Origin of the sequence: Nonomuraea sp. AD125B (genome assembly GCF_041402765.1) — a bacterium.
Taxonomy (GTDB): domain Bacteria; phylum Actinomycetota; class Actinomycetes; order Streptosporangiales; family Streptosporangiaceae; genus Nonomuraea; species Nonomuraea bangladeshensis.
Genome location: NZ_JBGLOU010000005.1, coordinates 431,800 through 456,789 on the forward strand (window position 1 = coordinate 431,800; position 24,990 = coordinate 456,789).

Sequence of the window (24,990 nt, forward strand, 5' to 3'; positions counted from 1 at the left end):
TCAGCTCACCCGCACCCTCGGGTCGAGCGCCGCCACCAGCAGGTCCGACAGGAAGGCGGCGAACAGGACACAGATCGCGGTGAAGAAGGTCACCGCGGCGACGGAGTTGACGTCCTGGGCGTTGATCGAGTCGACCAGCCAGGCGCCCATGCCGTGCCAGGCGAAGATCTTCTCGGTGAAGGTCGCTCCCGTGAACATCGTCCCGAACGCGAACGCGAAGTACGTCGCGGACGGGATCAGCGCGGTCCGCAGCGCGTGCTTGGTGAGCGCCGTCCTGCGGCGCAGGCCCTTGGCCCGCGCGGTGCGGACGAAGTCCTGGCCGAGCACGTCGAGCATCATGTTGCGCTGGATGCGGCTGTAGAAGGCGATCGAGCCGAGGCTCAGCGAGATCGTCGGCAGGATCAGGTGGTTCAGCCGGTTGAGGAACTGGTCCCAGCCCGACAGCTGCGGGTTGTACTCACCGGTGTACTCGATGAGCGTGAACCCGAGCCCGCGGTTCAGGTTGTACGTCGCGATCGCGAGCAGCGTCGCCAGCACGAAGACGGGGATCGCCAGCACCACGAACGAGGAGACGCCTATTAACCGGTCGGTGGCCTTGTACTGCTTGACCGCCGAGATGGCTCCCAGCCCGATGCCGATCGCGAAGCCGAGCAGCGTGCCGATCAGCAGCAGCCGGAGGCTGACGAAGATCCGCCGGCCCATCTCGTCGTTGACCGAGCCGCCGTTCCAGGTCTTGCCGAAGTCCCCCTGCACGACGCCCGTGGCCCAGGTCGCGTAGCGCTGGAGCACGGGAACCTTGTCGTTGAGGTTGTACATGTCGAGCGTGGCGTCGATCGTCGCTTCGGGGATCGGAGGCTGGCGGCCCTGGTACGCGGCCCGAGGGCTCATCGTGCTGGCGGCGAGCATGTACGCGAGACTGGCCGCCACGGCGACCAGGATCACGTTTATCGCCAACCTGCGTAGCAGGTACTTGCCCATTACTCTCCGTTCGCGCTGACGGGGGGCGCACCTCGGGGTGGAGAGGCGCCTCCGCAACGTAAAGCCGTCCGCGATCGGGAAATGACACTGACCGTGCAGACGGCGATCAAGGCGCAGAATATGGCCAAAAATATAACAGTCAGAAACTAGGTCACATAACGGTCAGATCACCAACAATAGATCGTGACAGTCCTTGGACACTTGCTCCACACCCCCTGTGAGCTGCGGAAACGTCGGCCTTTTAGGTGCGCCAAAGGGCGTCCGGCATGAGTTGTGTCACAGAATCCGGACATGAATTGGCGGGCCGCCTAAGTGATCCACGCGAGGGCCCACGGCCGGCGATTGTGATCCCGCCCGTGCCGCCCTTCAAGGGGCCCGGCTCCTCCCGTGGGCGGCGGGCCGTCCAGATAGGGTCTTTGGTCCCTACCTGGCATCCCAGGCGGGGCGGCACGATGGAGGGGTGATGTGTAACGCGATGGGCGGTTCCGGATGACGGCGGCACGCGATCTCAAGGAACTGTCCGAGGCCGAGGCCCTGCGACGGCTGGCGTCCGTGCCGTTCGGCCGGGTCGTCTTCACCCTGCACGCGCTCCCCGCAGTCCGCCCGGTGAATCACGTCGTGGCCGACGGCCGGGTGGTCATCCGCACCAACCCCGGCACGGTGCTGAGCAAGGAGGTCGCGCCCGCCGCGGCCGTGGTCGCGTTCGAGGCCGACGACCTGGACCCGTACGAGCGGGTGGGCTGGAGCGTGATCGTCACCGGCATCGCCAGGCCGGTGACCGACCCCGAGGAGGCGGAGCGGTTCAAGGAGCTGCTCCAGCCGTGGGTGCGGGGCGGCATGGACCAGGTGATCAGCATCCAGCCGGAGATCGTCAACGGCTTCGAGCTGGTCCCGCTCGACGACGCCTCCTGAGACGACGCCTCCTGAAGGCGCCCGCCCCGCCGTCGCGGCGGGGCCAAGGTCCCGTCCCTGGCGGGACGAAAGTCCCTGGCCGCGTGATCATCCCCGGTCAGAGGGTGGTAGCACCAACCGAACGCGATCAACGCGAAGAAGGTGCTCGCCCATGAGGCACAGGCCCATCGCCCTCGACCCCGCCGACGTGCAGATCAAGATCCGCGGCGGGGTCCGCCCCGGTGACGTCAGGCGCGCCAGGCAGACCGTCGCCGAGCTGTCCCGGCTCGCGCACGAGCCGGTGCTCGGCGCGAAGGTCACGCTCGCCGCCGCGCCCGGCCCCGAGGAGCGCCGCACGGCGGAGGCCGTGCTGGACGTCCAGGGACGGCTCATCAGGGCCAGGGCCGGCGCGGCCTCCACCCGCGCCGCCATCCACCTGCTCGGCGACCGGCTGCGTACGCGGCTGCTGGAGAGCACCCGCGACTGGGAGAACCGCCGGGGACGCCACCACCACGACAAGCCCCGGGCCGGCCGGAGCGCCGGGGAGCCGCGGATCGTCCGAGTCCTGTCGGCGGTGTGCGCCGACCCGGACGAGGCGGTCGTGGAGATGGACCAGCTCGACCACGACTTCCTGCTCTTCGTCGACCCGGTGACCGGCGGGGACTGCCTCGTCCACCGGACCGGCGGCGGCTACCGGCTGGTGCGCCTCGATCCGGGGCCCGAGCTGCCGCCGCCGACCTGCGCGGCCGTCTCGGTCGCCACGGAGGCCGCGCCCCGCCTGAGCGTCGCGGCCGCCGTCGAGCGGCTGGAGCTGGGCGGCTTCCCGTACGTGTTCTTCGCGGACGCCGGCAGCGGCGCCGGCCAGGTGGTCCACCGCCGGGCGGACGGCGCGTACGGCCTGGTCACCACCCTGCGCTGACCCCGGACAGCAGTGATGCCCGGCCCCTTCGAGGGGCCGGGCACCGGTGGGGCGGGGCGTCACTTGAGCCATTCGTGCTCGCGGACGATCCGCAGGTTGCCGAGGCCGAGGGTGGCACCGGCGTCGGCGAGGGCCAGGCCGGCGAGGACGATCGCGTAGATGATGTGCTCGTCCATGAACGGGTTCGTGGTGAGGGGCAGTTCGGCGGCCCACATCAGGGCCATCATCAGGGCGCCGGCGACGGCGGCGATCCGCATGCCGACCCCGAGGACGAGCGCGGCGCCGACGCCGAGGAGGCCGAGCATGAACAGCCAGTCCACCCAGACCTGTCCGGCCAGCGCGGTGAACAGGCCGCCGAGGGCGTTCTCGCCGGTGCCCTTGAGGAAGCCGGTGGTGGGGCTGCCGCCGTTGATCCAGGCCTTGGCCGCCGGGGTGGCGAAGCCCCAGCCGAAGGTCTTGTCCAGGAAGGCCCACAGGAAGACCCAGCCGAGGGCGACGCGGGCGGCGGCCCAGACGTACTGGACGGGGTTCTTGGCGGGGGTGTCGGTGGTGGCGACGATTTCGGGGTGGACGGTGCGGGGGTGGAAGATGGTCGCCATCGTGGGCTCCTCTGGGGGATCCGGCTTGCGGTCCGGTGTCGCTCTGACACCTCTATGACACCGTTTCCGCCGCCGGGATCGCAGAGCACTAGGGCCCGAAGCCCGCGGGACCTTGGGCAGGGACCTTGGTCACGCCGGCATCCACGTGCCGCCCGCGACGTCGATGGTGAGCCCGGTGAGCCAGGACGAGGCCTCGGAGGCCAGGAAGGCCGTCACGTGGGCCACGTCGAGCGGCGTGCCGAGCCGCCCGAGGGGGTGCCCGGCCAGCAGGCGCCGTACGTGCTCCTCCGGCAGGCGCCCGGCCAGCCGCTCGGTCATGATCGTGGACGGCGACACGCAGTTGACCCGGATCCCGGCCGGGCCGAGCTCGTGGGCGAGCTGCCGGGTGAGCGCGATCACGCCGGCCTTCGCGGCCGTGTACGCGACCGAGGCCCCCGTCGGCAGGCGGGCGGCCAGCGACGCCATGGTGACGATCGAGCCGGCCCGGCGCTCGCGCATGCCCGGCAGGACGCTCTTGAGCACGAGGAACGTCGAGGTCAGGTTGGCGTCCAGGGTGGCGTGCCAGTCGTCCTCGCTCAGCCGGTCGAGCGGCACGGGCCGCCCGGTGCCGCCCCCGGCGAAGGCCGCCAGCACGTCCACCGGTCCGAGCCGCCGTTCGACCTCGGCGCGCATGGCCTCGACGGCGGCGAAGTCGGTGCCGTCGGCGGGCACCCCGATGGCGGCGTCCCCGAGGTCCTCGACGACGGCGGCGATGGCGGCGGGATCGCGGCCGTTGACGGCGACGCGCATGCCCTGCTCGGCCAGGAGCCTGGCGGTGCCTCCGCCGATGCCGCCGGACCCGCCGGTGACCAGGGCCACCTTGCCTCTTAAATCCGGATAAATCACGATGCCTCCCCTTCCGATGGCGACGGCCAGGACTCCACCGTGTCCCGGAAGCGTGCGGCGGTCATCGGACGTGGGGAGACGACCGGCCTACTCCAGCCGTCGTACCAAGGGGCGTACCAAGGGGCGTACCAGGGGGCGTACCAGGGGGCGTCTCAACGCGAGCCGGCCGCCGCCTCAGGCAGCTTGTACGCCCGCCGTGCCGTACCGCCGAACACCTCGGCCCGCTCGCCCTCCGTCAGCCCCGCACACAGCTCCTCGGCGGCCTCGGCCACCTGCGCGTACTCGGCGGCCAGCAGGCACACCGGCCAGTCGGAGCCGAACATCACCCGCTCCGGCCCGAACGCCTCCAGCACCACCTCCGCGTACGGCCGCAGGTCACCCACCCGCCAGCCCGCCCAGTCGGCCTCGGTCACCATCCCGGACAGCTTGCAGTACACGTTGGGCGACGCGGCCAGCTCCCGTACCCGGCTCCGCCACGGCTCCAGCTCGCCCGAGGCGATCGGCGGCTTCGACAGATGGTCCAGCACGAACGTCAGCCCCGGGAGCGCCCGTACGGTGTCGATGGCGGCCGGAAGCTGGTGCGGCAGCGTGAGCAGGTCGTAGGCGAGCCCGGCGTCCTCGACGGCGGCGAGGCCCCGCCGCACGTCCGGCCGGTTGAGCCAGGCGGGGTCCGGCTCCGACTGCACCCCGTGCCGCACCCCCACCAGCCCCGGCGGCAGCGCGGCCAGCGTCCCGGCCACGTCGTCCGCGGTCAGGTCCACCCATCCGACCACCCCCGCCACCAACTCCGACGCGGCGGCCAAGCCGAGGAACTCACGCGTCTCGTCCAGGTCGGCCAGCACCTGCACGAGCACCGTCCGGCTCACTCCCGCGGCGGCGGCAGGCCCGGCCAGGTCGTCGAGGGTGAACGTCCGCCGCACGGGGGCCATGGGCTCCGGGTCGAGCCAGTCGTGCGGACGGGCGGCCAGGTCCCATACGTGGTGATGTGCGTCGATGCGGTCCATGAGCGGCAACGTAACAGACATCCCATGTCTCGGCCAGAGTGGACGAGGCTTCCGCGAATCGGGACCTCTGCCCCCGGCATACATCCCATGTCCGCGTCAAAACAGAGGGCGTGATCACAAGGACCACGCCCTCTGGGGGCCGAGGCCCGGAAAAGACTTGCGGCGACCGGGATGCTGCGGAAAGACAGAGAGCGCGATCTTGCGATCACGCTCTCTGGGGGGCCGAAGCCCCGGAGTAGTCTTTCGCCGTCCTGGAAGGCCCTCTCAGGGTACGGCAAACACGCAGCGTGTGACACCTCTATGCTCCCGGTAGTCAGATGGGAGGGCGCGCCGTGGACGTAAAACGTGGGCGCAGGCTGCGGCGGGAGTATCCGGAGCTGGCCGGGGGGCTGGGGCGGTTTCTACGTCGGCACCCGTACGAGGATCTGGAGGCGCTGGTCGCTTACCTGCGGGCGGCCGATGCCGAAGAGCTGCGTGAGCTGGTCGACGGGTTGTGGCGGGAGCCGGGGGCCGATCCGCGGCGGGTGCGTGAGGTGATCGAGCACGGTGAGCGGGCTCTGCGGAACGGGCAGGCGGGCGCCGTGCGCGATGGGCTCCGCAGCGCGATCGAGCGGGTCGCCGAGGCGCTCGGAGGCTCCTCCGGCATCGTCGGCGACGATCTGGCCGAGCTCATGAGGCTGTACGCGCGTGCCTGCGCGGACGCGCCCCCGCCGCCGCAGGCGCTGGCCGCCTGGCTGGTGGGGATGTGGCTCGACGGCCCCGGCCTGCTCCGGGTGGCGGTGCGGGACTTCGCGCCCGCGCTCGGGCCCGATGGCCTGGACGCGTGCGCGCGGCTGGTGGAGGAGCGGTGTTCCGGCGACGGACAGGGCTCGCCGGCGGCGGAGCGGGGCGTACGGGAGTTGCGCGAGCAGCTTGCCGAGCTGGCGGGCGACCTCGACGCCTATGTGGCCGTTCTGGCGGAGGACCTGCGGAGCACGGCCCGGTTCCTGGCCGTCGCCACCGTGCTGCGTGACCACGGGCGGGCCGCCGACGCCGAGGAGTGGGCGCGGCGCGGGCTGGCGGCCGAGCCGGTCGATCCCGTCGCCGCGGCGAAGCTGCGCGATCTGCTGGTCGGGCTGCTGCTGGAGCGGGGGGACGCCGGCGAGGCCGTCGCGGTGCGTAAGGCCGCGTTCGAGCACGTTCCCGACCCGGATCGGTACGGGAAGCTGCGGGAGACCGCCGAGCAGGCCGGGGTGTGGGAGGCGTCGCGGCCCGGAGCGCTCGATCATCTCCGGGCGAAGGGGCAGGTGTCGTACGTGGTCACCGTGCTGACGGCGGAGGGGGCGCACGAGGAGGCGTGGCAGGCGGCGCTGGCCGCCGCTCCCGGCGAGGTGCCCGGCGAGCAGTGGCTGACGCTCATCGCGCGGAGGGAGCGCGAACGGCCCGCCGATGTCGTCGGCCCCTACCAGCGGCTCATCGACGACTATCTCGCCGACACGGAGCACATTCGCTACAACCAGGCGGCGGAGCTGCTGATCCGGCTCCGGGTGGTGCAGCAAGGGCTGGGCGACGAGGCCGGGTTCGCCGCCTACCTCGGTGGGCTGCGCGAACGCCACAAGCGGCGGTCCGCCTTGATCGGGCGGCTTGCCGACCTTTGAGACAGGGCGATCAGCGTTCGGACAGGACGCGGGCGAGGGCGGTCAAGGTCTCCGGGGGCGTGCCTGGGGGCGGGGAGAGGCGTAGGACGGGCTCGGTGAGGTCGAGTGGGGCTCTCGCCGTCGGGACCACGGATACGAGGAGGTTCGCGCGGGCGGCGCGGGCTCTGGCGGCCGCCGCCGAGTCCCCGGGCGGCGGGCGGAGGGTGACGAGGGCGGACGGCTCGTCGAGTGGTTCGCGTACGCGCCAGCCGCCCGCGCCGTCGAGCGTCCGGCGGACGGTCCGGCCCAGGTGGGCCAGGTGGGCGTGGACGGCGGCGGGGCCGAGTGCCAGGTGCTCGCGTACGGCTTCCCCGAGACCGACGCGTGCCGCCATCGCCGCCTCCGCGCCCTCGTAGCGGGCGGCCCCCGGCAGCGGGACGCCGTCGGCGTGGCCGTGGAGGGCGGGGAAAGGGGCGTCCATGGCGGGCGTGAGGCCGGGGACGATCAGGAAGCCGACGCCGCGCGGGCCCGCGAGCCACTTGCGGGACGTGCCGACGTACGCGGTGGCGCCGGCGCCGGTGACGTCCACGTGGCCGAACGACTGGCAGGCGTCGAGCACCAGCGGGACCCCGGCGGCCCGGCACAGCGCGCCGATCGCGGCGGCGGGCTGTACGACGCCGTGGTGGGAGGCGATGTGGGGCACGGTGACCAGGCTCAGGCCCGCGGACAGGCGCTCGCGCAGGCCGTCCAGGTCCGCCCGGCCGTCGGCGTCGGCGGGCAGCTCGACGAGGGTCCATGCGCGGTCGGCGGCGAGGCGGCGCAGGAGCATGAGGGTGCTGCCGTACTCGGTGCGGAGGTGGCCGACGCGGCTGCCCGGCGGCAGCCGCCAGCCGCCGAGCAGCGCGGCCATGGCGGCGGTCCCGCTCTCGGCGAAGGCGACGTCACCGGGGCCCGCACCCGGCACCGCGCCCACCACCGCGCCCAGCACCGCGCCGAGGGCCGCGCCCGGCACCGCGCCCGCCACCGTGCCGAGGGCCGCGCCCGGCACTGCGCCCGCCACCGTGCCGAGGGCCGCGCCGGTCAAGGCTGCCAGGGCCGTGCGGGTGTCCGTGAGGTCTGGTTCCGCTGGGTAGCCGCCGCGTTCCCGTTCCAGGTGGAGGTGGCCGATGACGGCGTCGAGCGTACGGTCGCCGGGCACGTTGCAGCCGGCCGCGTCGAGGTGCCCGGGCGGCAGGACGGCGCGGGCCGCCCGCCACGCCGCGCCCGGGCAGGCCGTACCGGTGGTGGGCGGCGAGGTCATGCCTGGGCGAGGAGCAGGGCGAAGTCGCCGGCCGGGTCGGTGTGGAAGCGGCGCACCGTGAAACCGGCGGCGGCCAGCTCGGCCCGCAGCCCGGCCGGCCGGAACTTGGCGCTGATCTCGGTACGCAGCTCCTCGCCCTCGGCGAAGTCCACGGTCAGGTCGAGCGCGGCGATGGGGACGCGCATCGCGCGGGTGGCGCGCAGGCGCATCTCGATCCACTGGTGGCGCTCGTCGTACAGGGCGACGTGGGCGAAGGCGTCGGGGTCGAAGGCGGCGTCCAGCTCGCGGTTGAGCACCCGCAGGACGTTGCGGTTGAAGGCGGCGGTCACCCCGGCCGCGTCGTCGTAGGCCGCGACCAGCCGGTCCCGGTCCTTCACCAGGTCCGCGCCCAGCAGGAACGTGTCGCCCGGCCGCAGGTTGCCGCGCAGCTCCTTGAGGAAGGCGCGGCGGGCGTCCGGGCCGAGGTTGCCGATGGTGCCGCCGAGGAAGGCGACCATCCGGCGGCCGGTACGCGGCAGCAGCGAGAGGTGACGTTCGAAGTCGGCGCACACCGCCCGTACGACGAGCCCGGGACAGCGGGCGGCCAGCCGCCTGGCGGCGGCGAGGAGGGTGACGGCGTCCACGTCCACCGGTGTGTACGTACGCAACGTGCCCGCCTCGCGGAGCGCGTCGAGGAGCAGCACGGTCTTCTCGCTGGTGCCCGACCCGAGCTCGACCAGGGTGTCCGCGCCGCTCGCCGCCGCCAGCCCGGCCGCCTCGGCGCGGAGTATGGCCAGCTCGCGGCGGGTCGGGTAGTACTCGGGCAGCCGGGTGATCCGGGTGAACAGCTCGCTGCCCGCCTCGTCGTAGAACCATTTCGGCGGCAACCACTTGGGCGTGGCGGCCAGGCCGGCGCGGACGTCCTGTTCGAGTGCCAGGCGCAGGTAGTCGCGGTCGAGGTGGTTGATCAGCTGGACGGTGGACTGGTGGCTGACGGGCACGAGGTCTCCCCAGGCGTGAGCGGAAGTCAGAGCGGCTGGACGCGCAGTCCGTCGGCGGTGGCGAGCAGCAGGCTCCGGTCGGGCACGGCCTGCCAGCCGGGGCCGTCGCAGAGCGGCTCGCTGGCCACCAGGACGCCGTCCGGGTGCGGCCGGTGGAAGAGCGTGTCGCCCCAGGCGGTCGCGGCGAGGGTGACGCCGTCGCAGGCGAGCAGGTTGAGGCGGGCCACGGGGTCCTTGGCGGCGGCGCTGGTCACGACCTCGGCCAGCGCTTCCCCCAGCGCGTTGGCTGTGGCGGGGGCCGGTGTGGGGCTGCAGTCGGCGCGGAGGCGGCGGAAGACGGCCGCCGCCAGCCAGGCGCTGTCGCAGGCGCTCTCCGCCCCCTCGGCGAGGTCGCGGAGCGCGTCCCGCTCGACCCGCCCGTTGTGGCTGAGCAGCCAGCGCCCCTCCGTGAACGGCGCGGTGGCGCTCTCCTCGACCGGCATGCCGACCGTGGCACACCGTACGGCCGCCAGCAGGCACCCGGACCGGGCGACCCGGGCGAGGCCCGGCAGGTTGGCGTCGGCCCACATGGGGATCGAGCGGCGGTAGCGGATCGGCTCGGGCGTGGCGAGGCCGGGGTCGTACCAGCCCATGCCGAAGCCGTCGGCGTTGACCGTCCCGTGGCGCTGCCGCCGCGGCGCGTACGACTGCCTGAGCAGTCCGTGCTCGGGCTCGTGGATCAGCTCGGCGAGCGTGCGGGGAGCGCCGAGCCAGGCGGCGTGCCGGCACATCAGCGCTCCTCCGGCGCCGCGGTACGCGCGCAGCGGAAGCCGGTGAAGATCTGCCGCCGGATCGGATAGTCCCAGTTCCTGAACGTGGTGCGGACGGCGGCCGGGTCGGCCGCCCACGACCCGCCGCGCAGCACCCGGTACTCGCGGCCGAAGAACACCTCGCTGTACTCCCGGTAGGGGAAGGCGCGGAAGCCGGGATAGCCGTCGAACCAGGTGGCGGTCCACTCCCACACGTCGCCGACCATCTGCTCGGCCCCGTACGGGCTGGCGCCGCCCGGATAGGCGCCGAGCGGCGCGGGCCGGGCCGCCCGGTGGCCGAGGTTGGCCAGCTCGGGCGTCGGGTCCTGCTCGCCCCACGGGTACGGGCGGGCCCGCCCGGCGGCGGCGTCCCAGCCGCAGGCCTTCTCCCATTCGGCCTCGGTGGGCAGCCGTTTGCCCGCCCAGCGGGCGTAGGCGTCGGCCTCGTACCAGCAGACGTGCTGCACGGGCTCGTCCATCGGCACCGGCTCGGTCCGCCCGAAGCGGGTACGCCACCACGTGCCGCCCTCCCTGGTCCAGAACAGCGGCCCGAACACGCCGTTCTCCTGCCGCCACCGCCAGCCCTCCGGCGTCCACCAGCGGGCGTCGTGGTAGCCGCCGTCCTCGATGAACGCGGCGTAGGCGGCGTTGCCGACGGGCAGCCGGTCGATCCAGTACGCGGGCAGGTCCACCCGGTGGGCGGGCCGCTCGTTGTCGTACGCCCAGGGCAGGCTGTCGGTGCCCATGAGGAACTCCCCCGCCGGCACGTACACCTCCTCGGGCCCCGCAGAGAGGCCGGGCGGCAGGTCCCCGTCGCGGACCACGCCCGGCCGGCCGGCGAGCTGGAGCGTGGCCAGCATCGTCTCGTCGTGCTGGTGCTCGTGCTGGATGACCAGCCCGAACACGAACCCGTCGCGGCGCAGCGGGCTCGGGTCGGCGAGGTCCACCGCGTCGAGGACGTCGAGCACCCGGCCGCGTACGCCGCCGATGTAGTCGCGGGCCTCCGCCGGACCCAGGAACGGCAGGGACGGGCGGTCCCTGCGCGGGGTCTTGAACGCGTCGTAGATGTCGTCGATCTCGGGACGCAAGGGGGTGATCCCGGCGGCCGCCCGCAGCACCCACAGCTCCTCGTAGTTGCCGACGTGCGCGAGGTCCCACACCAGGGGGGACATGAGGGGCGAGTGCTGGCGGACGAGCAGGTCGTCCTCGGCGGCGGTGTAGGCGAGCGACCGGTCGCGCACCGCGGTGAGCTGGGCGGCGATGCGTTCCTTGAGGTCGGTCATGCGTCCTTCCCTTCGGTCAGCCAGGCCGGCGGGTGGCCCGGTCCTCGTGTCACCGTCTCGATCAGGTCGGCGGCGGGCGAGCGGCCCCGGCTCACGTGCCGGTCGGCGAACGCCGCCACCTCGCCGGTCAGTACGGGGCCCGCGCCGAGGCGGGGCAGCGCCTCCAGCGCGGCGCGGAAGCACGCCTCGGCGGCGCGGGCCAGCCGGGGCACAGCGAGGCCGTGGCGGGCGGCCTCGCTCCAGAGGTCGCGGCACGGCTCGGCGGCCTGGAGCGCGGCGTCGGCGGCCCGGTCGTCCGTGATCAGCGCGTACGTGACCGCCACGCACACCGGCCAGACGTCCGGCCGCTGGGCGTCGAGGTAGCGCAGCTCCAGCCAGCCGCGAGGCCGGACCGGCGGGAACACGGTGGTGGCGTGGTAGGCCAGGTCGCCGAGGGTGGGCGGCCGGCCTGGCGCACCGGGGCGGCCGGCGAGCCAGTCGCGGAAGGTGACGCCGCCGCGGGCCGGGCGGCAGCGGTCCGGGCCGTCCCGTACCAGCATGAGGCGGGCGTCGAGCAGGTAGCCCGCCCAGTCCTCGGCGGGGTCGGCGGTGGCGGGGACGGGGGCCGTACGGGTGGGGTCGAGGCGTTCCCAGACGGCCTGCCGGCCGGACATCCAGCCGCAGGGGCGGCCTCCGGCGAGCGGGGAGTTGGCGAAGGCGGCGACGAGCACGGGGCCGAGCAGGTGCGCCCGCTCCCACCGCACGCCGGGCCGCTCCCCCAGGTCCAGGTTGACCTGCACGGAGGCGGTCGAGCACATCATCAGCGGGCCGTACGGGCCGCCGAGGAACTCGGCCATCGCGTCGTAGCGCGGCAGGCGGAGCTGACGGCGGGGCTGGCGCACCGGATCGAGGCCTACTCCGGCCGGGGCGAGGCCGGCGCCGGCGAGCGCCCGGCGGGCCAGGCCGAGGTCGCCGGCCATCGCGGTGACGGCCTCCGCCAGCGGGGCCGCGGGCCCGGAGAGTTCGAGCTGGCCGCCGGGCTCGAACGTCACCCGGCTTCCGCCGGGCAGCGGAGGCAGGGCCCGCGCGATCTCGTCGATGGGGACGTGCCGCTCAGGCGCGGCCCGGTCGTGGACGAGGAACTCCAGCTCGACCCCCACGCGCCCGCCCCCGCCGCCGTCCCGGGCGGGCTCACGGAAGCAGTCGCGGGCGAACTCGGCCACTGCTTCGAAAGACGCCGGGTCCCCGGGCAGGTCCGCCGGCAGGGGCGCGGGCATGGGTGCGGGCAGGGGCGGGATCGCGGGCGGACGTGAGCGTGCGGCGGGCCTGGCGGTCATCGGGCTCCCCTCGCATGGCGCATGGAGCTACAGATCCGCGAGCCGCGCGAACGTTACAGACGACCTTCCGGAAATCTCAGGACGAACGGTTCCGGGAGTCTCAGGACGACGGGCGCCGGGCCTTGAAGGCCGCCATTAACCGGTCGCGGACGGGCCGCGAGAGCTGCTCCCGCGGCTGGTCGGCGACGGCGCGCACGGTGGCGCGGTGCTGGTCGAGGTAGCGGCCACAGTCGGCGCAGCAGGCGAGATGGCCCTCTACGGCGGCGCGGTCCTGCTCGTCGAGCGCGTCGTCGAGGTAGGCGGTGACGACTTCCACCAGTTCGCCGCACGTGAACCGCTTCACGACGCTGCCCGCCTTACCCTCTGTGCCCATGAACCGTTTCACCTATTCTGCCGCCATCACCGACCGGAAGTAGCCCTCCAGCCGGTCCCGGACCACTGACCGGGCACGGTGCAGCAGCACCCGCTGGTTGGCCGGTGAGATGTCCAGGATGTCGCAAACCTCCTCGGACGTGCACCCCTCCACGTCGCGCAGAGTGATCACGATGCGCTGCCGGGGCGGCAGTTCGGCCAGCGCCTCGGCGATGAGGCCGCGTACCTCGGCGGCGAGCGCCTGGTTCTCCGGCGTCGGCCAGGCCGCCGGAGGCACTTTCCAGCTCCCCGGCAGGCCGGTGTCCAAGGCATGGAAGCGCGACGGGTCCACGCCCGGCCCGCCGTCGGATTCGAGCGCGCTCCACGGCAGCGTACGGCTCTCCCGCAGGCCGCGCTTCTTCGCGGCGTTGACCAGGATCCGGTAGACCCACGTACGCACCGACGAGCGGCCCTCGAAGTCGTCGATCGCGCCGATCACCGCCAGCCAGGTGTCCTGCACGACCTCCTCGGCCGAGTCGTCGGTCGAGACGTAGGATCTGGCGACCCGTAGCATGCCCCGCGACCAGGTGTCGAGCAACGCGGCGAACATCGCCTCGTCGCCCGCCCGCAGGGCCGTGACGATGACGTGGTCCGGGGGCAGCGCGCCGCCCGCGAAAGACGCCACGATCGTTTCCTCCCCGCTCCGACGCTCTTCGTCATCATCACATCCGGCGGCCGAAGATCGCACCGAGGGGTCGCTCAGCCGGTGGTGGCCAGCAGGGACGTGACGTCGAGAGGGCTCTTGAGGTAGCCGTGCTTCTCCAGGACGTCGGCCACCTGCTGCAGCCGGCCGGGGTCGGCGGCCGTGGGGAAGGTCCCGACCGACACCCGCGCGACGGCCTGCGGCGAGAGCTTGGTGTACGTCGGCAGCACCGCCTCGACCTCCTTGCGGTCGGCGGCCACCCGCTGCGCCCTGGCCAGCGCCCGCTGGAAGGCGGCGAGGGTGCGCGGGTTCTCCGTCCGCCACTTCTCTGTGACCATCCACCCGCTGGTCGGCCAGCCCCGGAGGCGGCCGGGCACGGGGTCGGTCAGCCGGCGCAGGCCCTCCGGGCCGCTGAGGAACGGCTCCCCCGCCCAGGCCGCGTCCACGTCCCCGGACTTCAGCCGCCCGCTCATCTCGGGGAAGGGCACCTCGGCGAACCGGACGTCATGCGCGTCCAGCCCCGCGTCCTTCAGCATGCGCTGGACGGTCAGCGTGGCGAGCCCGTTGAGGTTGTTGACCGCGACGGTCCTGCCCTTGAGCTTCCGTACGGACGTGATCGGGGAGTCCGAGGGGACCACGAGCCCGTAGCTGTCCTCGGCCGCCTCCGCCATGACCCCGGCGAGCTGGAGCGACTTGCCCGCGGCGTCGGCCATGAACGTGGTGACGTAGTCGGTCTGCGCGACGTCGAGGCCGCCCGTCTCCAGCGTCGGCACCGCCATGCCGCTGCCGGTGGCCCCCACGGCGCGTACGGTCAGCCCCTCCTCCGCGAAATAGCCCTTGCGCAGGGCGATGAAGAACGGCGCGGAGTCGGCCAGCGGCACGAAGCCCACCCGGATCTCCGCCTTCTCCGGCGCCGGCCTCGGCTCGGGGGACGGCGGCGGGGCGTCGGCGCCCCCGCAGGCGACGGCCGAAAGGCCGGACAACATCAGGACGGCCAGGACGCGAGCGAACCGCTTCGGCATGTGCCTCTCCTCACTGTGCGGCGACGGACAGGAGAGCGTATCGGAAAATGATCATGTACGACCTGTCGGCGAGCGGCGCCGGGCCGGGCTGGCCGGGCCCTGCGCGCCGGGTTACGTTGGGCGGGAGGCGTCCTGGCTGTCATCTGCGAAGGAAGTGGTTCCCCATGCTCTACCTGTTCGGCTTCGAGCAGATCGGCGTGGCCGTGAGTGACATCTACTTCGTCGATCCCAACCCGGAGCGGGGCCAGGAGGGCGCCGAGCGCGGCGTACGCCTGGAGCTGCGCCGGCTCGAACAGAGCGAACTCAAGGGCTCCATCTACTCGGCCCGGCCGATCACCGTCGAGCGCCCGCTGTGGCGCGTGGACCTGCTGGAGTCGGTGTCCGGCACGCCGGGCAGCTTCGACCGCACCCACCACCACCCGGGCATGAACGGCTGGGAGCCGGGCCGGCGCGTCTTCGACCACGCGCTGTCGGGCGAGCCGCTGCAGTGGCTCGCCGAGCGGCTGTCCGACCTGGAGGGCGTGCTGAAGGAGGTCGGCGCCGACCCGGGCGAGGCGACCCCGGCCGACGTGACCGGCCTGCGCGAACGCGCCCCGGAGATCGTCGAGGTCGTCGGCCGCCTCCTGGACCGCGTCCGCGCCACCGCCACCCCCGACGAGGCCACCACCGCCACCAGCCTCCGCGCCAGCTGGCTCTGACCCCGCCGTCGCGTCGAGCCGTCGCGTCAGTGGGCAGGCGGGGACGGGTGGCGGTGGAGGAGGCCGAAGCGGGTCCACATGGACTCGGCGGCCTCGATCGCCGCGCCCGTACGTGCCGGGTCCACCGCCGCTAGCTGGGTGACCAGCGCCTGCGCCACGGCGATGCCGGCGGTCAGCGACGGGAAGAACGCCTCCCCCTCGGCCGGCACCAGCACCACCTCCTCGGCCGCGGCCGCCAGTGCGGGGCTGGCCGCGTCCGTCACGGCGAAGACGCGCGCCCCGCGCCCCCGCGCCTCGTTGGCGGCGAGGACCGTGTTCTCGTACAGGCGCCAGAAGCTGACGGCGATGAGCACGTCGCCCTCGCCGACGTCGGCCATGGCGTTGGCCAGCTCGGAGCCGGCGGTGACGGCCCGCACGGGGTAGCCGGCGAGCCGGGCGTTGTGCGCGAGGGCCAGGCCGACGGCGGCGTAGCTGCCGTCGGCGACGATCGTGGTGCGGCGGGCGGCGGCGACGGCCTCGGCGATCGTGGCCAGCACGCGCTCGTCGAGCCGCCGGTTGAGCACGGCGAGGCCGTCGAGGTCGCGGCGGAGCGAGCGCGCGCCCGGTGAGCCGGTGCCGCGGCGGTCGGCGGCGACCCGACCGGCCCGGCCCTCGACCCGGCCCTCGACCCGGCCCTCGACCCGGCCCTCGACCCGGTCCTCGACCCGGCTCTCGGCGCGGTGCTCGGCGCGGTGCTCGGCGGCGACCTGGCCGGCGCTGAGCGAGGACAGGTAGCGGGCGCGCAGCTCCTGCTGCAGGGCGGGCCAGCCGGCGAAGCCGAGCGCCTGCGCGGTGCGGGTGACGGTGGCGACGTTGACGCCGGCGAGCTGGGCGAGCTCCCCCGCCGACCCGTACGAGGCCCGCCGCGGCTGCGACAGCAGCAGCTCCAGCACCGCGGCCGACTTGCCGCGCAGCCCGCGCTCGGGGGTGCGGCTCCGCAGCCAGCCTTCGAGATCGTCGGTGGCGCGCTCGCTCACGAGTTCCCTCTTCCCCGGCCTCCAGATCCGCCGATCATGCTACGCCCTCCGCACGCGAGCAATCTGCAAAGACCATTGCAATTGCATTGTTCTGCACTATAAATTGCTGCGCGATCGACAAGGAGGGGACGACGAGATGACGTTCGAGGAGCTGCAGGAGCGCGTGCGCGACGAGGTCGGCGTGCGGCTGTTCACGGTGCTGGCCTGGATACCGGAGCGGCGGGCGCTGCGCCGGGTGCACACCAGCCACCCCGAGCAGTACCCGGTGGGCGGGGAGAAGAGCGTGGAGATCGCGCAGGGCTGGCTGGCCACGTGCATCGAGGGGCGCAGGCCGTACCTCGGGCCGGACCGGGCCGCGGTGCGCGGGATCTTCGCCGACCACGCGCTCATCGAGAGCCTGGGCTGCGGCGCGGTCATCAACGTGCCGGTGGTCGAGGACGGCGAGGTCGTCGGCGTGCTCAACCTGCTCGACGCCGAGGGCGCCTACGACGACGCCTCCGTCGCCGCGGCCGAGAAGCTGGCCCCGCTGGCCGTCCCCGCCCTCCGGGACGCCGTCCGTTGAGCCTGCTGCTGAGGAACGTACGCGTCCTCGACGTCGAGACCGGCGAGTACGCCGAGGGCGACCTGCGCTGCGCCGACGGCCGCGTCGCCGAGACGGGCACCGGCCTGCGCGCCCCCGACGGGACGCGGGTGATCGACGGCGCGGGCGCGTACGTGGTGCCGGGCCTCATCGACGCCCACGTGCACGTCACGGCGTTGACCGCGGACCTCGGCGCGCTGCCCGCGATGTCGCCGTCGTACGTGACCGCGCACGCCGCCCGCATCATGGGCGAGACGCTGGCCCGGGGCTTCACCACCGTACGCGACAACTCCGGCGCCGACTTCGGGCTGGCCGACGCGCAGGCGGAGGGGCTGATCCGGGGCCCGCGGCTGCTGTTCTGCGGCAAGGCGCTGAGCCAGACCGGCGGCCACGCCGACTTCCGCGGCCGGGGCGAGCGCCTGACGGACGACCACCCGTGCTGCGCGGGCGTCGGCCGGATCGCCGACGGCGTGGCCGCGGTCCGCGCGGCCGCCCGCGACGAGCTGCGCAAGGGCGCGAGCCACGTCAAGGTCATGGCCTCCGGCGGCGTGGCCTCGCCGACCGACCGCATCGACTCGACGCAGTACTCGACGGAGGAGCTGCGCGCGATCGTCGAGGAGGCCGAGGCCGCCAACCGGTACGTGGCCGCCCACGCCTACACCGCCCGCGCCGTGAACCGGGCGCTGGAGGCGGGGGTGCGCTCGATCGAGCACGGCAACCTCATCGACGACCGCAGCGTGGAGCTGTTCCTGGAGCGCGAGGCGTTCCTGGTGCCGACGCTGGTGACGTACTGGGCGCTGAAGGAGGAGGGCCGCGCGTTCGGGCTGTCGGCGGCGAGCTGGCACAAGGTGGACGCGGTGCTGGAGGCCGGGCTGACCGCGCTGGAGCGGGCCGCGCGCGGCGGCGTCAAGCTGGCCTACGGCACGGACCTGCTCGGCGGCATGCAGCGGCACCAGAACCACGAGTTCCGGCTGCGCCGGGAGGTGCAGAGCCCGCTCGACGTGCTGCGGGCGGCCACCACGGGCGCGGCCGAGCTGGTGGGGATGGCGGGCGAGATCGGCACCCTGGCCGTGGGCGCGCACGCCGACCTGCTGGTGCTCGACGCCGACCCGCTGGAGGACGTCGGCGTGCTGGCCGAGCCCGGCCGCCACCTGCGCCACGTGGTGCAGGCGGGCGACGTGGTGGCCTGATCGGCGGCGCGTACGGTGTGAGGATGACGTCGCTGACGCGCGCCGCGCTCGTCGTCCTCGCGGTCGTGCTCCAGCTGCTGGGCCTGCTGTGGCCGGCCCAGCGGCGGCTGATCTACCTGCCCGACCCCGGGCCGGTGCCGCCGGCGGGGCCACATCTTCCTGATCTCGGCGGGCATCGCCGTGGTCGGCGTGATCGCCATCCTGTTCCTCAAGCCGGCCAAGCTCCGCGACAGCGTGGACCTGGCCGAGACGCCGGAGCCGACCGGCGACAAGGCGCCCGTCGCCCCCGGACCGACGGGGCGGCCTCCGGCGGGGGTTGACCACCCCTGACCCGTGGTGGATAACAGTATTCCGACAGGGGGAGTCAACCTGCGCTCTTACGGAGACCCCGATGACACGCCTCGCTTCTCCTGGCCTGATCGGACGTGACGCCCAGTTACACGTGCTCCTCGACGCCATCAGCGGTCCGCCGGCCGTCATCCTCGTGCAGGGCGAGGCGGGAATCGGGAAGACCCGGCTGGTCAGGGTCGCGCTCGACCTCCTGCCTGAAGGAGAGCACACGGTCCTGACCGGCCACTGTCACCAGATCCGCGAGCCGTTCCCGTACGGGCCGGTGTTCGACGCCCTGCGTCACGTCGCGGGGGCGCTGCCGGAGACGGCCACGCTCAACCCGGTCACCGGCGCGCTCCGCGGCTACCTGCCCGAGCTCGCCGGCCACCTGCCGCCCGCGCCCTCGCCGCCGCCGCTCGACGACCCGCGCGCCGAGCGGCACCGCCTGTTCCGCGCCGTACACGCGCTGCTGGCCGCGGCCGGGCCCGTGGTGCTCGTGGTCGAGGACCTCCACTGGGCCGACGACGGCACCCGCGACCTGCTGCGCTTCCTCACCGACCAGCCGCCCCCAGGGCTGGCGCTCGTGGTGACGTTCCGCAGGGAGGGGCTGCCGGTGCCGGGGCTGCCGTTCGGGCACGCCTACCGGCGGCCGGCGGGGGTGCGCAGCGAGGTGATCACGCTCACGCCGCTCGACGTCGAAGGGGTGCGCAACCTGACCCGCGCGCTGCTCGGCCGGTCGACGCTGACGTCCGACTTCGTCACGAAGCTGCGCGACCGCACGGCGGGGGTGCCGTTCGTGATCGAGGAGGTGGTGCGCTCATTGCTCGACGACGAGGGCCAGCTGGTCGGCGGCGAGGAGGAGCCCGAGGTCCTGGAGCGCATGGCGGTGCCGCCGCTGCTGCGCGAGGCGATGGCCGAGCAGCTCACCGGGCTCTCGCCCGCCGCACTGCACGCGGTGCACGCCGCCGCGGTGCTGGGCCTCGCCGCCGACGAGCAGCTCATCGCCGCCGTCTCGGGCCACCCGGCCGGTGACGGGCTGAGCCAGGCGCTCAAGGCGGGCGTCCTGCTCGAACACGAGGACGGCCAGTACGGCTTCCGCCACTCCCTCGCCCAGCAGGCCGTCTACGAGGCGATCCCCGGCCCCGACCGGCGGCTCACGCACCAGCGGGCCGTGACCGCGCTGTCGGCGCTCGACCCGCCGCCGCTCGTCCAGCTCGCCTACCACGCCAGGCGGGCGGGCGACTTCGCCGCCTGGCAGCGGCACGGCCCGGCCGCCGCCGACCGCGCCGCCGCGATCGGCGACATCCCCCTCGCGGTCGAGGTGCTGGCCGCGATGCTCGCCGACCCCAAGTTGCCGCACGACGCGCGCGGCCCGCTCGCGCTGCGGCTCAGCCGCGTCGCCGCGATCGGGCTGTCCTACCGGCGCGTGGTGCGCTCCCTGCGCCACCTGCTGGCCGAGGACTTCCTGTCCCGGCACGTACGCGGCGAGGCCCGGCTCAACCTGGGCGTGCTGCTGTCCAACCAGGCCGGCGCGGTCGCCGCGGGACGCCAGGAGATCCTGCTCGCGCTCCCCGACCTGCACGACCGGCCGAGCCTCGCCGCCCGCGGCCTCGCCCTGCTGGCGATGCCGCCCTGGGGCGACGAACCGCTCGCCACGCACGAGGAGTGGATGAACCAGGCCGAGAAGCTGCTCGCCACGGTCGAGGACCAGGACCCCGAGCTGACCGCCGCCGTGCACGCCAACAAGGTGAGCCTCGCCATGATGCTCGGCTCGCCGGACGCGCTCGAGCTGGCCGCGGCCCTGCCCGCCAACGACCCGTCGGCGGCCGTGCGCAGGCAGGTGGCGCGCGGCTACTCCAACCTGTTCGACGCGGCCATCGGGCTCGGCCACTACGCGGCGGCCGAGCGCTTCGCCGACCAGAGCAGGCGGATCGCCGAGGAGACGGGCGCGCTGTACCCGGAGTTCCTGGTGGAGCTGTCGTCGATCAGGCTCGACCTGCTGACCGGGCACTGGGAGGGGCTGCGGGAACGGGCCGTCACGGCGGTCGAGATGACGCCGGATGCGCCGCTGCTCGCCTCCGACGCCCGGCTCGCGCTCGGCATGCTGGCCCTCGCGCGGGGCGAGTGGGAGGAGGCCATCGAGCACCTGGTCTCGGCCGGGGTGAACGACGTCGAGTCCGGGTTCCTGCCGGTCGCGGCCTTCGCCTCCGGCGGCCTGATCGAGCTGCACCTGACCCGCGACTGCCTGGACGAGGCCCTCGCCGAGGCCGACCGCGCGGTGGCCAGGCTGCGGCGCAAGGGCATGTGGGTGTGGGGCGACCAGCTCGTCCCGCCCGCCGTCGAGGCGCTGCTCAAGGCCGGGCGGACGGGCGAGGCGGCCGACCTGGTGGCCGAGTTCGGGGCGGGCATCGAGGGCAGGGACGCGCCGTCTGCGCACGCCGGCCTCGCCACCGCGCGGGGCGCCCTCGCCCGGGCCGGGGGCGGGCACGAGGAGGCGGCCCGGTGTCACGCCGAGGCGCGGGCGGCCTACGAGGCGATGCCGCGGCCGTACAGCATGGCACGGGCGTCCGAGGCGGAGGCGGGCGCGCGGCTGGCCATGGGCGACCGGGCACGGGCGGCGGACCTGATCTCCGACGCCTGCGAGCGGTACGCGGGACTCGGCGCGACCCACGACGCCGCCCGCTGCCGCCACCTGCTGCGCGAGATCGGGCCGGGCAGCGCGCCGCGCCGGGGCAGGAAGGGCAGGAGCGGCGTGCTGTCGCCGAGGGAGGCCGAAGTGGCCAGGCTCGTCGCGCTCGGCCGGACCAACAGGGAGATCGCCGAGGTGCTGTTCCTGTCGCGGCGGACGGTGGACACGCATGTCGCGCGGGTGCTGCAGAAGCTCGGCGTGCGCACCCGCAACGACGTGAAGGAGCCCCGGCCGGACGACCGGCCGGGGCCCACGTCCCCCGAGTCCGGCGGTTAGACGGTGATGCTCCAGGAGTCCAGGTAGCCGGTGTCACCGGCGTAGACATCCTCGATGTCGAGCACCCAGGTGCCGGCCGCCTGCTGGCTCACCGGGACCGAGAAGGTCCTGGTGCCGTACTCGGTGCAGGTGGTGCCGCCGTAGGCGTCGACCACGTACCACGTGCCGTTCGGGCCGCGGAGCCAGATGTCCAGGTCCTCGGCGCAGGTGTGGTTGATCGTGATGGACACCTGGACCGGTGAGGTCGCCGCGCCCGTCGCGGTGGACGTGATCGAGCTCTGGGTGTTGGCGTAGTCGTTGATGCGGTAGTCGGTGTCGTTGGTGAACGTCCGGCCGGCCGAGGTGCCCTGGACGGTCAGGTTGTACGTCGTGGTGTGCGACGTCGTCTCGCCCGTGCCGGTCACGGTGATCGCGTAGGCGCCCGCGGGGGTGGTGGGCGAGGTCGCGATCGTCAGCGTGGACGAGCCGCCCGACGTGATGCCGGCCGGGTCGAAGCCGGCCGTGGCGCCGGTCGGCAGGCCGCTCGCGGACAGGTTCACCGTCTGGGCGATCCCGTTCGTGGTGGTCGAGCCGATCGTCGTCGTGGCCGTGGCGCCGGCCTGCACGGTGCCCGAGCCGGGGTTCGCCGAGAGCGAGAAGTCACGCGGCTGCGTGGTGCCGCCGACCGCCTGCTTCCAGATCGCGTAGATGGCCGCGTCGGCCGCCCGGTCGAGGATCGTGTCGTTGATGTTGGACGTGGTGTCGCACGAGGAGTGGTAGCAGGAGTCGTAGGCCCGGTTGGCCGTGCCGCCCCACTTGGACGCCTGCGCCGACGTCTTGGTCGCGCTCGCGCCCGCCGCGACACCCGAGCTCGGGATGCCGGCGTTGCGGAAGGAGGCGTCGTCGGAGCGGTTGGCGCCCTCGGTGTTCTCCTCGGGCTGCAGGTTCAGCTTGTCGTAGAACTCCTTCAGGTAGGCCGCGCCCGTGGTGGTGATGTTGTTGATGAAGTAACCGCCATTGGGCGAGCCGGTCATGTCGTAGTTGTAGTAGACCTTGATCTTCGACCGCTCGGTGGAGCTGAGCGAGGCGACGTACGCCTCGGAGCCGTTGAGCCCCTGCTCCTCGTCGGTCCACCAGCCGAACCTCACGTGCTTGGTGAGCGTGGGGTTCTTCTGGGCCAGCGTCAGCGCGACCTCCAGCAGGTTGGCCGAGCCGGAGCCGTTGTCGTTGATGCCGGGTCCCGCGGACACGCTGTCCAGGTGGGCGCCGGACATGATGACCTGGTCGGCGTCGCCGCCCGGCCAGTCGGCGATCAGGTTCGGGCCCGCGCCGCTGGTGCAGTAGGAGACGCTGCAGCTCTGCCTGACCACGGTGTACCCGGCCGCCTGCAGCTTCTGCTCGATGTACGAGACCGACTGGAGGTAGCCCTGGCCCGTGGACCTGCGGGTGCCGCCGTTGCTGGTGGCGATGCTCTGGAGCTGCGACAGGTGCGCCTTGACGTTGGTGACGCTGACGTCAGGAACCTGGTCGGTGGGGCCGCCGGTGCCGACCGTCAGCGAGTAGGTCGCGCTGTGCGTGGTCGAGCCGGTGCCCGTGACCGTGATCTGGTACGTGCCCTGCGCCGTCGAGGAGCCGACGTTCAGCGTCAGCGTCGAGGAGTTGCCGGAAGTCACCGACGAGGGGTTGAAGCTCGCGGTGGTCCCGCTCGGCAGCCCGGAGGCGGTCAGGTTGACCGTCTGGGCGCTGCCCGAGGTGGTCTGGGTGCCGACCGTGACCGTCGCGGTGCCGCCGGGCCGCGCGTTGCCCGAGGTCGGGTTGAGCGACAGCGAGAAGTCGGACTGGGCGGTGCCGCAGGCGGGCTCGCCGGAGGCCGCCGCCACGCTGACCGCGCTCCAGGCCGCCTTGGTGCTGTTGCACTCGGCGCTGTTGGCGCCGTACAGCTCGATGGCCGCGGCCACGGAGGCCGCCCTGATGTTGGTGTAACGCCAGGACGACGTCTTCCGGTTGAGAGCGCCCATGTAGATCTTGCCGGCCTTCTGGATGCTGATGCCGGTCACCGACGACGGGCCGCCGGAGCAGATCGGGCTGGACGGCTTGCCGCCGCCGGGGTTGTTGCCCTCGGCCAGCAGGTAGAACCAGTGGTTCAGCGGGCCGGCCGCCGAGTGCACCTCGGTGTTGGGGATGGAGGAGGAGTAGCAGTTCGGGTCACCGAGCGCGCCCGGGTTGTACATGTTGCGGATCGGGCCCTGCCCGACGAGGTTGACCTCCTCGCCCACCAGGTAGTCCGGCGGGTCGTTCGGGTTGTTGGCGTAGGCCTCGGTGAGCGCGCCGAAGATGTCGCCGGTGCCCTCGTTGATGCCGCCGTTCTCGTTGCCCGACCCGGCCCCGCCAGGGGTGGTCTGGAAGATCGCGTGGCCGAACTCGTGGGCCACGACGTCGATCGGGGTGGCCTGCTGGGTGTTGGCCTGGTTGTGGCCGAAGTTCGTGTAGCTGCCGTTCCAGTACGCGTTGACGTCGCTCAGGCCGACGCGGGCGGGGAAGCCCCTGCCGCTGCCGTTGATGCCGTTGCGGCCGAGCCAGTCCCTGAGCATGTCCCACTCGCGCTGGACGCTGTAGAGCGCGTCCACGCAGGCGGTCTCCAGGTTGGTGCCCTGGCCGTTGCCCCACGCGTCATCGGTACCGGTGTACGCGGTGCCGCCCTGTCCGCCGCACTGGATACCCGGCCTGGTGGTGTCGGTCATCGAGTACGAGCTGCCCGAGCCGCTCGTGTTGATCGTGACCTGTCCGTTGTAGAAGCCGTTGCCGCTGCCCTCGCGTACGAGCTCGACCGCGTCGGCGACCTTGCCGGTGCGGGCGTCGACGTACACGTTCTGGATGCTCGGCTTGCCGTTCGCGAGGCCGCTGACCTTGGCCTCCCACGCGAGCGCGGGCTGCTCGCCCCGGGCGAGCACGACCAGGCGCGGGGCCGCGCTGTCGTCCACGCGCGAGAGCCTGGACTTGGCCACGGCCGTGGCCTTGGCCGCGCTGATCGTGGCCTTGGTCGCCACGTCGCGGGAGATCGGGCCGGTGGCGGCTACGGTGTCCCTGACGTGGCCCGCCGCGTCGGTGACGACGACGGCGTCGCCGCCGACCATGGGCAGCCCCTTGTAGGTGCGCTCATAGGCGACGTAGAACATCTCGTTCGAACCGGGGGTGACGGCGACGCGGCTGTAGGCCTCGTCGGGCCCTCTGCGCAGCTCGTCGAGCCCGCTCGACACCGCCTTGTCTGCGACTGCTGCCGCGAGCGACGCGGGGTCTGCCGCCGCACGCGCGGACGCGCCGCTGTCCTGGCCCCGGGTGGCCCCGGGAGGCGCGGCGCTCGCGGGTGACGCTTGCAGCGTCAGGGTCGCGGCCGTGGCTAAGCCGGCGACCGCCGCGAGTAAGGCTTGGCGTTTCACGCTGTGGTGCTCCTTTCGGCGTTCTCCCTCCGGCCGTTGCCGCCTTGTGGGCGCACGCGGGCCACCGCGGTCAGGGGTCTCCTGGGTCGCGGGACATGAGGGAAAGTGGGGGGTGATAAAGGGAGACGGATGAGCATGCGGACCGTTTCGCCTTGTTGTC

Annotated in this window: 22 protein-coding genes; 8 read left to right on the plus strand and 14 right to left on the minus strand. The window is 73.4% G+C overall.

The window, feature by feature from the left end:
* Positions 1-978 carry an ABC transporter permease gene (locus ACBR40_RS16450; RefSeq protein WP_344204540.1) on the minus strand — a complete coding sequence of 326 codons (978 nt, stop codon included), beginning with the start codon at positions 976-978 and terminating at the stop codon, positions 1-3.
* A 489-nt stretch (positions 979-1,467) separates the two neighbouring features.
* Here ACBR40_RS16450 and ACBR40_RS16455 point away from each other — a divergent pair, with 489 nt between their 5' ends.
* On the plus strand, positions 1,468-1,890 hold the full coding sequence (locus ACBR40_RS16455) for a pyridoxamine 5'-phosphate oxidase family protein (RefSeq protein ID WP_344204542.1): 423 nt from the start codon (positions 1,468-1,470) through the stop codon (positions 1,888-1,890).
* Positions 1,891-2,041: 151 nt separating this feature from the next.
* A complete protein-coding gene (locus ACBR40_RS16460; RefSeq protein WP_371249269.1) occupies positions 2,042-2,788 on the plus strand; it encodes a sigma 54 modulation/S30EA ribosomal C-terminal domain-containing protein in 747 nt (248 codons plus the stop codon).
* Positions 2,789-2,847: 59 nt separating this feature from the next.
* On the opposite strand, the gene ACBR40_RS16465 is transcribed toward ACBR40_RS16460, so the two are convergent.
* From ACBR40_RS16465 to ACBR40_RS16475, 3 genes are all read right to left on the minus strand, one after another.
* A complete protein-coding gene (locus ACBR40_RS16465) occupies positions 2,848-3,387 on the minus strand; it encodes a hypothetical protein (protein WP_371249270.1) in 540 nt (179 codons plus the stop codon).
* 129 nt (positions 3,388-3,516) lie between these two features.
* Positions 3,517-4,272 (minus strand): SDR family NAD(P)-dependent oxidoreductase, encoded by a 756-nt coding sequence (locus ACBR40_RS16470; RefSeq protein WP_371249271.1) that lies wholly within the window; start codon positions 4,270-4,272, stop codon positions 3,517-3,519.
* Between the two features lie 152 nt (positions 4,273-4,424).
* Positions 4,425-5,276 (minus strand): amidohydrolase, encoded by an 852-nt coding sequence (locus tag ACBR40_RS16475; protein ID WP_371249272.1) that lies wholly within the window; start codon positions 5,274-5,276, stop codon positions 4,425-4,427.
* A gap of 332 nt (positions 5,277-5,608) precedes the next feature.
* Between ACBR40_RS16475 and ACBR40_RS16480 the strand changes: the two genes are divergently transcribed.
* On the plus strand, positions 5,609-6,913 hold the full coding sequence (locus ACBR40_RS16480; protein ID WP_371249273.1) for a DUF6880 family protein: 1,305 nt from the start codon (positions 5,609-5,611) through the stop codon (positions 6,911-6,913).
* Between the two features lie 10 nt (positions 6,914-6,923).
* Here ACBR40_RS16480 and ACBR40_RS16485 read toward each other — a convergent pair whose 3' ends face one another.
* From ACBR40_RS16485 to ACBR40_RS16520, 8 genes are all read right to left on the minus strand, one after another.
* Positions 6,924-8,192 carry an aminotransferase class V-fold PLP-dependent enzyme gene (locus ACBR40_RS16485; RefSeq protein ID WP_371249274.1) on the minus strand — a complete coding sequence of 423 codons (1,269 nt, stop codon included), beginning with the start codon at positions 8,190-8,192 and terminating at the stop codon, positions 6,924-6,926.
* Positions 8,189-9,172 carry an L-histidine N(alpha)-methyltransferase gene (gene egtD / locus ACBR40_RS16490; protein WP_371249275.1) on the minus strand — a complete coding sequence of 328 codons (984 nt, stop codon included), beginning with the start codon at positions 9,170-9,172 and terminating at the stop codon, positions 8,189-8,191. Before egtD ends, ACBR40_RS16485 begins: the two co-directional genes overlap by 4 nt.
* A gap of 26 nt (positions 9,173-9,198) precedes the next feature.
* Positions 9,199-9,942, minus strand: a complete 744-nt coding sequence (gene egtC, locus ACBR40_RS16495; RefSeq protein WP_344204550.1) for an ergothioneine biosynthesis protein EgtC — start codon at positions 9,940-9,942, stop codon at positions 9,199-9,201.
* On the minus strand, positions 9,942-11,243 hold the full coding sequence (gene egtB / locus ACBR40_RS16500) for an ergothioneine biosynthesis protein EgtB (RefSeq protein WP_371249277.1): 1,302 nt from the start codon (positions 11,241-11,243) through the stop codon (positions 9,942-9,944). Before egtB ends, egtC begins: the two co-directional genes overlap by 1 nt.
* Positions 11,240-12,499, minus strand: coding sequence for an ergothioneine biosynthesis glutamate--cysteine ligase EgtA (gene egtA / locus ACBR40_RS16505; protein WP_371249333.1), 1,260 nt, complete (start codon positions 12,497-12,499; stop codon positions 11,240-11,242). The genes egtB and egtA overlap by 4 nt, the downstream gene beginning before the upstream one ends.
* A gap of 160 nt (positions 12,500-12,659) precedes the next feature.
* Positions 12,660-12,932 carry a zf-HC2 domain-containing protein gene (locus ACBR40_RS16510; protein WP_344204553.1) on the minus strand — a complete coding sequence of 91 codons (273 nt, stop codon included), beginning with the start codon at positions 12,930-12,932 and terminating at the stop codon, positions 12,660-12,662.
* 12 nt (positions 12,933-12,944) lie between these two features.
* Entirely contained in the window at positions 12,945-13,595 is a 651-nt protein-coding gene (locus tag ACBR40_RS16515; protein WP_344204554.1) for a sigma-70 family RNA polymerase sigma factor, read from the minus strand.
* Positions 13,596-13,669: 74 nt separating this feature from the next.
* Positions 13,670-14,635 carry an ABC transporter substrate-binding protein gene (locus tag ACBR40_RS16520; protein WP_371249278.1) on the minus strand — a complete coding sequence of 322 codons (966 nt, stop codon included), beginning with the start codon at positions 14,633-14,635 and terminating at the stop codon, positions 13,670-13,672.
* 164 nt (positions 14,636-14,799) lie between these two features.
* Here ACBR40_RS16520 and ACBR40_RS16525 point away from each other — a divergent pair, with 164 nt between their 5' ends.
* Positions 14,800-15,333 (plus strand): hypothetical protein, encoded by a 534-nt coding sequence (locus tag ACBR40_RS16525; protein WP_364451760.1) that lies wholly within the window; start codon positions 14,800-14,802, stop codon positions 15,331-15,333.
* 26 nt (positions 15,334-15,359) lie between these two features.
* Here ACBR40_RS16525 and ACBR40_RS16530 read toward each other — a convergent pair whose 3' ends face one another.
* Complete coding sequence (locus ACBR40_RS16530) at positions 15,360-16,349, minus strand: MurR/RpiR family transcriptional regulator (protein WP_371249279.1); 990 nt, start codon at positions 16,347-16,349, stop codon at positions 15,360-15,362.
* Positions 16,350-16,485: 136 nt separating this feature from the next.
* Between ACBR40_RS16530 and ACBR40_RS16535 the strand changes: the two genes are divergently transcribed.
* The 4 genes from ACBR40_RS16535 to ACBR40_RS16550 all read left to right on the plus strand — a co-directional run bounded on the left by ACBR40_RS16535 (position 16,486) and on the right by ACBR40_RS16550 (position 21,414).
* A complete protein-coding gene (locus tag ACBR40_RS16535) occupies positions 16,486-16,911 on the plus strand; it encodes a GAF domain-containing protein (RefSeq protein WP_344204560.1) in 426 nt (141 codons plus the stop codon).
* The gene (locus ACBR40_RS16540; protein ID WP_371249280.1) at positions 16,908-18,119 is read left to right on the plus strand and encodes an amidohydrolase family protein; all 1,212 of its coding nucleotides are present in this window, start codon (positions 16,908-16,910) and stop codon (positions 18,117-18,119) included. Before ACBR40_RS16535 ends, ACBR40_RS16540 begins: the two co-directional genes overlap by 4 nt.
* Before the next feature lie 189 nt (positions 18,120-18,308).
* Positions 18,309-18,449, plus strand: coding sequence for a hypothetical protein (locus ACBR40_RS16545; RefSeq protein WP_371249281.1), 141 nt, complete (start codon positions 18,309-18,311; stop codon positions 18,447-18,449).
* 61 nt (positions 18,450-18,510) lie between these two features.
* Complete coding sequence (locus ACBR40_RS16550; protein ID WP_371249282.1) at positions 18,511-21,414, plus strand: AAA family ATPase; 2,904 nt, start codon at positions 18,511-18,513, stop codon at positions 21,412-21,414.
* Here the strand turns inward: ACBR40_RS16550 and ACBR40_RS16555 are convergent.
* Positions 21,411-24,830, minus strand: a complete 3,420-nt coding sequence (locus ACBR40_RS16555) for a M28 family peptidase (protein WP_371249283.1) — start codon at positions 24,828-24,830, stop codon at positions 21,411-21,413. The genes ACBR40_RS16550 and ACBR40_RS16555 overlap by 4 nt on opposite strands.
* Positions 24,831-24,990 lie beyond the last annotated feature (160 nt).